Origin of the sequence: Streptomyces longispororuber, assembly GCF_014656095.1 — a bacterium.
GTDB lineage: Bacteria > Actinomycetota > Actinomycetes > Streptomycetales > Streptomycetaceae > Streptomyces > Streptomyces longispororuber.
In genome coordinates, this window is record NZ_BNBT01000107.1 from 24366 (window position 1) to 30769 (window position 6404).

Sequence of the window (6404 nt, forward strand, 5' to 3'; positions counted from 1 at the left end):
TCGCGCCCCGAGCGGCCCCCGGCGCTCCCCCGCAGGATGGAGCCATGCCCAAGCTCCCGCCGCGCGCCAGGGCCCTGGCCGCCACCGCCGTCCTGCTGTCCGCCGCGCTCGCGGCCTGCGGTGACGGGGACGGCGGCAGCGGCGGAGGATCGGGCCGGGCGTCGGCCGACCAGCACCTGCGCTGGAAGGACTGCCCGGCGCCGTCGGCGGCCGAGGGTGGCGGCGGGGCCCCGTCGCCGCTGCCCGGCGGGGCGGCGTGGCAGTGCGCCACCATGAAGGCCCCGCTCGACTGGGACGAGCCCGAGGGCGACACGATCGACATCGCCCTCATCCGCGCGCGGGCCGGCGGGTCGAAGGAGCGGCGCATCGGCTCCCTGGTGTTCAACTTCGGCGGCCCCGGCGGTTCGGGCGTCACCTCGCTGCCCGCGTTCGGCGGGGACTACGCGAAGCTGCGCACCCGCTACGACCTGGTCAGCTTCGACCCGCGTGGCGTCGGCCGCAGCGCCGGGGTGCGGTGCCTGGGCGACCGGCGGCTCGACGCGTACTTCCAGCAGGACGCGACGCCCGACGACGCGGCGGAGCGCGAGACGTTCGTCGGCAACGTCAAGAGCTTCAACGAGGCGTGCGGGAAGAACTCCGGCACGGTGCTCCCCCACGTGCGCACCACCGACGTCGCGCGCGACATGGACCTGATGCGGCGGGTGCTCGGCGACGACAAGCTGCACTACTTCGGCATCTCGTACGGCACCGAACTCGGCGGCGTTTACGCGCACCTGTTCCCCGAGCACGTGGGCCGTGCCGTCTTCGACGCGGTCGTCGACCCCACCGAGACCCCCGAACAGGGCTCCCTGGGCCAGGCCAAGGGCTTCCAGCTCGCCCTGGACAACTTCGCGGAGCACTGCGTCTCCCAGGCGGCCCCGGACGAGGACTGCCCCCTCGGCGACACCGCGGACGACGTCAAGGGCCGGATCGCCAAGCTCCTGAAGGACCTCGACGCCAAGCCGCTGCCCGGGTTGCCGCCGCGCGAGCTGACCCAGACCGCGGCCACCAACGGCATCGTGCAGGCGCTGTACTCCCAGGACTTCTGGCCCTACCTCACCGAGGGCCTCCAGGAGGCCTACGACGGCGACGGCAGGATCCTGATGCTCCTGTCCGACTCGATGAACGGGCGCGACGAGAACGGCTCGTACAGCAACCTGTCGGCCGCGAACGTGGCCATCAACTGCGCCGACGACAAGCCCCGGTACACGACCGCGGACGTGGAGAAGCGGCTGCCGCGGTTCCGGGCCGCGTCGCCGCTGTTCGGCGACTACCTGGCGTGGGGCCTGCTCGGCTGCTCCGGCTGGCCGGTGCCGGGCGCGGCCGACCACCCGGACGTCCGCGCGGCCGGCGCGGCCCCCGTCCTGGTCATCGGCAACACCGGCGACCCGGCCACGCCGTACGAGGGCGCCCGCAAGATGGCCGCGTCCCTCGGCGAGGGCGTGGGTGTGGAGCTGACGTACAAGGGGCAGGGGCACGGGGCGTACGACAGCGGGAACGCCTGCGTGCGCGAGGCCGTGGACGGCTATCTGCTCGACGGGACGGTGCCGCGGGCGGGGACCGTCTGCGGGTAGGGCCGGGCGGGGCTGTCAGAGGGGCCGCCTAGTATGGCCGGACGTTCTTTCGAGGGGGGAAGCGTATGCCGCGTTTCGTACGGCCGGCGGCGCTGGCCACGGCGGTGGCCCTGGTGGCCGCGCTGGCCGCGGGCTGCAGCGGATCGTCCGACGACAAGGGCGGCACGGCGGACGGCAAGCCCCCGGCGGCGCGGGGCGCCGACCCGGAGCCGAGGCCGGACCCGTCGTCCACGCTGCCCGCGTCCGTCGTCGCGCAGAAGCTCGACTGGGGCCGCTGCGAGGGCACCGGCGGCAAGGGCGCGCCGGGCGCGGAGTGGCGGTGCGCCACCCTCAAGGTCCCGCTGGACTACGACGAGCCGGACGGCGAGACGATCGGCCTCGCCCTGATCCGGGCCGCGTCGACCGCGAAGAAGCCGGGCGACCGCATCGGGTCGCTGCTGTTCAACTTCGGCGGCCCGGGCGGCTCGGGCGTCTCCATGCTCCCGTCCTTCGCGCACTCCTACGACGACCTGCGTGAGCGGTACGACCTGGTGAGCTTCGACCCGCGGGGCGTGGCCGCCAGCGAGGGGGTGCGCTGCCGCAGCGACAAGGCGACCCAGGCCGCCGAGAAGACCGACCCCACACCGGACACCCCGGCCGAGGAGAAGGCGTACTTCGCCGACGCCAAGGCCTTCGGCGCGGGCTGCGCGCGGGCCGCGAGGAAACTGCTGCCGCACGTGTCGACGGTGGACGCGGCCCGCGACATGGACGTGCTGCGCCAGGTCCTCGGCGACGACAAGCTGCACTACCTGGGCATCTCGTACGGCACCGAACTGGGCGGCACGTACGCCCACTTGTTCCCCAAGAAGGTGGGCCGCCTGACCCTGGACGCGGTCGTGGACCCGTCGGCGGGCGCGGTGGGGCACGCGAAGAACCAGGCGCGGGGCTTCCAGCGGGCCCTGGAGAACTACCTGAAGTCCTCCGGCGAGGACCCGCAGGCGGGCACGCGGAAGATCGTGGACCTGCTGCGCCGCGTCGACGCGAAGCCGCTGCGGACGTCCACGGACGGCCGCGTGCTGACCGAGGCGCTGGCGACGACGGGCATCACGGTCGCGCTGTACAGCAAGCAGACCTGGCCGATGCTGACGAACGCCCTGGAGGAGGCCGAGAAGGGCGACGGCTCGGCGCTCCTGGAGCTGGCCGACGCGTACAACGAGCGGGACGCGTCGGGGAAGTACAGCACCCAGAGCCACTCGCAGCGCGTGATCTCCTGCCGCGACGACAAGGAGCGGCCGACGGCGGCCGAGGCCAAGGCGCGGCTGGCCGAGTTCCGGCGGATATCGCCGGTGTTCGGCGGGTTCATGGCCTGGGACACGGCGGGCTGGTGCCACGACTGGCCGGTGGCCGGGCTCCACACCTCCCCCGAGGTGAGCGCCCCCGGTGCCGCGCCGGTGCTCGTCATCGGCAACACCGGCGACCCGGCCACGCCCTACGAGGGCGCGCGCAGGATGGCCGACGAGCTGGGCGAGGGCGTCGGCGTCCACCTGACGTGGAAGGGCGAGGGCCACGGCGCGTACGGCAACGGCAGCGACTGCGTGGACGACGCGGTCAACGCCTACCTGCTGAAGGGCGAGGTGCCCCGGGACGGCACGGTCTGCTCGTCCTGAGCCCCGCCCCTCCCCGGACACGGCGGAGCCCCGCCCACCGAGGTGGACGGGGCTCCGAGGCAGACGCCACGGGCCGGACGCCTCCGGCCGAGTACTGCGTGCGGGCGCGGGCTCAGTAGACCGGCTTCTCCGGCTCGATCTGGTTGACCCAGCCGATCACGCCGCCGCCCACGTGCACGGCGTCGGCGAAGCCCGCGGACTTCAGGACGGCGAGGACTTCCGCACTGCGGACACCCGTCTTGCAGTGCAAGACGATCCGCTTGTCCTGGGGCAGGGTCTCCAGGGCGGAGCCCATGAGGAACTCGTTCTTCGGGATCAGCTTCGCGCCCGGGATGGAGACGATCTCGTACTCGTTCGGCTCGCGGACGTCGATGATCTCGATCTTCTCGTCGGCGTCGATCCACTCCTTGAGCTGCTTGGGAGTGATCGTCGAACCGGCCGCCGCCTCCTGGGCCTCCTCGGAGACGACGCCGCAGAAGGCCTCGTAGTCGATGAGTTCGGTGACGGTGGGGTTCTCGCCGCAGACCGCGCAGTCCGGGTCCTTGCGGACCTTGACCTGGCGGTACTGCATCTCCAGGGCGTCGTAGATCATCAGGCGGCCGACGAGCGGCTCGCCGATGCCCGCGAGGAGCTTGATGGCCTCGTTGACCTGGATGGAGCCGATGGACGCGCACAGCACGCCGAGCACGCCGCCCTCGGCGCAGGACGGGACCATGCCGGGGGGCGGGGGCTCCGGGTACAGGCAGCGGTAGCACGGCCCGTGCTCGGACCAGAACACCGAGGCCTGGCCGTCGAAGCGGTAGATGGAGCCCCAGACGTACGGCTTGTTCAGCAGCACGCAGGCGTCGTTGACCAGGTAGCGGGTCGCGAAGTTGTCCGTGCCGTCGACGATCAGGTCGTACTGGGCGAAGATGTCCATCACGTTGTCGGCCTCGAGCCGCTCCTCGTGCAGGACCACGTTCACGTACGGGTTGATGCCGAGCACGCTGTCGCGGGCCGACTCGGCCTTGGAGCGGCCGATGTCGGACTGGCTGTGGATGATCTGGCGCTGCAGGTTCGACTCGTCGACCTCGTCGAACTCCACGATGCCGAGGGTGCCGACGCCCGCCGCCGCGAGGTACATCAGCGCCGGTGACCCGAGGCCGCCGGCGCCCACACAGAGCACCTTGGCGTTCTTCAGCCGCTTCTGCCCGTCCATCCCGACGTCCGGGATGATCAGGTGGCGGGAGTACCTGCGGACCTCGTCGACGGTGAGCTCGGATGCTGGCTCGACCAGGGGTGGCAGCGACACGGGGACTCCGTTGGTCGGATATGCGGAACGGTGGTTCTCTCCGTAACACTGCCACGGCCTTCTTCATTCCGAGACACCTGGTCCGATGCGCGAGACGATCTCGTCCCAGTACCCGGGCAGGGTCTCCCAGGGGTCCGGGCCCGCGCGGTCGGTGAAGTAGATCGTCGACGCGCCCTGCCAGCGGGCGACGCGCAGCGCCTCGTCGAGGTGGCCGCGCGGCACCCCGTGGACGAGGTGGCAGAAGCGGTCGGGCGGGTAGGCGGCGGTCCACTCGGCGACCTGGGACCAGCGGTAGTCGCTCCACGGGCCGCTGAAGGTGACCAACTGGTCGGCGGACTCGGCGTATCCGGGGTGGGGGTGGCCGCCGTGGCCGAACACCACGTGGCCACCGTCCAGGAGCGCGCGCAGGGTGGCGACGGTGCGGCGGACCTCCGGCAGGGCCGTGCGCTCGGTCGGGCAGCGGGCGAGGTAGAAGCCGTCGACCAGGTACCAGTCCAGATAGCGGTGGGCGTCGGAGACCTGCTCGCCGAAGCCGCGGGCGCCGTACGCCACGTCGAGGTGGCCGAGGACCCGGACGCCCGCGTTCCGCAGGCGTCCGGCCGCTTCGAGGCAGTGCGGGTCGGGCCGGTCGCCGGGGCCGTCGCCGACGGCGAGGACGACCCAGTGCAACGGGGCTCCGGGGCGGGCCAGTTCGGCCCACTCGGCGGTCGCGAGCAGCGGGTGGGCGATGCCGGGGACGCCGAAGCCGACGCGCAGGTCGGTACTGGCCGCGCCGCGGGCCGTGCTGGTCAGATGCGGCATGCGGCCTCCATCCAGATGTCGGCGAGGGACTCTTCGAGGTTGATGCGGGGCCGCCAGCCGAGCCGGTCGCGTGCGGTGCGCACGTCGGCCTGCTGCCAGCTCCCGCAGCCGTCCGGGTAGGGGTACGCCGTCGGTCCGGTGTGCTCGGTGTCCCCGCGCTGGTGGATCACGGGCCGGCCGGGGGGCTGGTCGAGTTCGTGCAGGGCGCCGCCGTAGCCCGCGACGCGGGCCAGTACGGCGGCGGCGTCGCGCAGCCGCACCGCGCGGCCGGAGCCGATGTTGACGACGCCCTGGGCGGCGGAGAGCGAGGCGGCGTGCACGGCCCGCGCGATGTCGCGTACGTCGATGAAGTCGCGCTGCACGCCGAGGCCGCCGAGCTTCAGCTCGCCGTCGCCGGACTGCATGGCGCGCCGCATGGCCTCGGCGAGGCGGCCGAGCGGCGACCCCGCGGGGGTGCCGGGGCCCGCGGGCGAGAACACCCGCAGGACCACGGCGTCCAGGCCGGAGCCGAGGACGAGCTCGGTGGCGGCCAGCTTGCTGACGCCGTACGGTCCGCCGGGCCGGGGCACGGCGTCCTCGGCGGTGGACGAGCCGGGCTGGCTCGGGCCGTACTCGGCGCCGCAGCCGAGCTGGACCAGGCGGGCGCCGCAGCCGCTGCGGCGCAGGGCCTCGCAGATGGTGGCGACGGCGACCGTGTTGTGCCGGGTCAGCTCGCGGGCGCCGCCGCGGGTGGCGCCGGCGCAGTTGATGACGACGCCCGGGTGCACGGCGTCCAGGAAGCGCGTGAGCGCCCCGGGGCTGCCGCTGGCGAGGTCGAACCGTACGTCGGAGTCGTCGCCGCGGCCGAGGGCGGTGAGCTGCACCGCGGGGTCGGCGAGCAGCCGGTCGGCGACGAACCGGCCGAGGTATCCGTTGGCTCCGATCAGCAGCACCCTCATCGGGCGCCTCCGGGGACGGACGCTCGGATGCTGGGCCTTGTCATCTGTCGTTCTCCTTCAGAGTGGTGCCGACTGTCGCGGGTGACGGGCGGGCCGGCGCGGACCGCCGCGACCG

At 73.3% G+C, this 6404-nt stretch carries 5 protein-coding genes; 2 read left to right on the forward strand and 3 right to left on the reverse strand.

The genetic code is table 11. The features are described 5' to 3' along the window. Positions 1–44: 44 nt before the first annotated feature. Positions 45–1613: an alpha/beta hydrolase gene (locus IE330_RS26870; protein ID WP_190138710.1), complete on the forward strand. Its 1569-nt coding sequence runs from the start codon at positions 45–47 to the stop codon at positions 1611–1613. 65 nt (positions 1614–1678) lie between these two features. Then, on the forward strand, positions 1679–3259 hold the full coding sequence (locus IE330_RS26875; RefSeq protein WP_190138711.1) for an alpha/beta hydrolase: 1581 nt from the start codon (positions 1679–1681) through the stop codon (positions 3257–3259). A gap of 112 nt (positions 3260–3371) precedes the next feature. Here IE330_RS26875 and moeZ read toward each other — a convergent pair whose 3' ends face one another. The 3 genes from moeZ to IE330_RS26890 form a co-directional block, all read right to left on the reverse strand. After that, positions 3372–4550: an adenylyltransferase/sulfurtransferase MoeZ gene (moeZ, locus tag IE330_RS26880; RefSeq protein ID WP_190138712.1), complete on the reverse strand. Its 1179-nt coding sequence runs from the start codon at positions 4548–4550 to the stop codon at positions 3372–3374. Positions 4551–4613: 63 nt separating this feature from the next. Beyond that, complete coding sequence (locus tag IE330_RS26885) at positions 4614–5351, reverse strand: spherulation-specific family 4 protein (RefSeq protein WP_190138713.1); 738 nt, start codon at positions 5349–5351, stop codon at positions 4614–4616. After that, positions 5339–6289 carry an NAD-dependent epimerase/dehydratase family protein gene (locus IE330_RS26890; RefSeq protein ID WP_190138714.1) on the reverse strand — a complete coding sequence of 317 codons (951 nt, stop codon included), beginning with the start codon at positions 6287–6289 and terminating at the stop codon, positions 5339–5341. The genes IE330_RS26885 and IE330_RS26890 overlap by 13 nt, the downstream gene beginning before the upstream one ends. Between the last annotated feature and the right edge of the window lie 115 nt (positions 6290–6404).

Bases quoted from the DNA above. Each gene is read 5' to 3' on its own strand.
- IE330_RS26870 (WP_190138710.1), top strand. From the start codon at position 45: ATGCCCAAGCTCCCGCCGCGCGCCAGGGCCCTGGCCGCCACCGCCGTC.
- IE330_RS26875 (WP_190138711.1), top strand. From the start codon at position 1,679: ATGCCGCGTTTCGTACGGCCGGCGGCGCTGGCCACGGCGGTGGCCCTG.
- IE330_RS26885 (WP_190138713.1), bottom strand. From the start codon at position 5,351: ATGCCGCATCTGACCAGCACGGCCCGCGGCGCGGCCAGTACCGACCTG.
- IE330_RS26890 (WP_190138714.1), bottom strand. From the start codon at position 6,289: ATGAGGGTGCTGCTGATCGGAGCCAACGGATACCTCGGCCGGTTCGTC.